Below are 229 nucleotides of genomic sequence, written 5' to 3'. Positions count from 1 at the left end.
ACATGGAGATGAAGTTACAAAATTTGCACAAGATCACAAATTGCATGTGATCACGGTTGCTGATCTTATCGCCTATCGCCAACGTAAAGAGATGTTGATCAGGCATGTTGGAGAAATGCCTATTGAAACATTGGCAGGGACAGCTGTTCTTCAAAGTTATCAACTTCCTTGGGAAAATGTTCAGCATATTGCAATCGTTTTTGGTGATATCCGTGATGGTGAAGATATT

Annotated in this window: 1 pseudogene; it reads left to right on the top strand. The window is 39.7% G+C overall.

From position 1 onward, the window contains the following. Positions 1–229, top strand: a pseudogene (locus tag ACFILZ_RS10160) (3,4-dihydroxy-2-butanone-4-phosphate synthase); the annotation flags it as partial.

It is taken from the genome of Bartonella sp. AP40SXNS, assembly GCF_042195825.1.
Classification (GTDB): domain Bacteria; phylum Pseudomonadota; class Alphaproteobacteria; order Rhizobiales; family Rhizobiaceae; genus Bartonella.
This window is presented reverse-complemented; position numbering and strand designations above follow the sequence as displayed.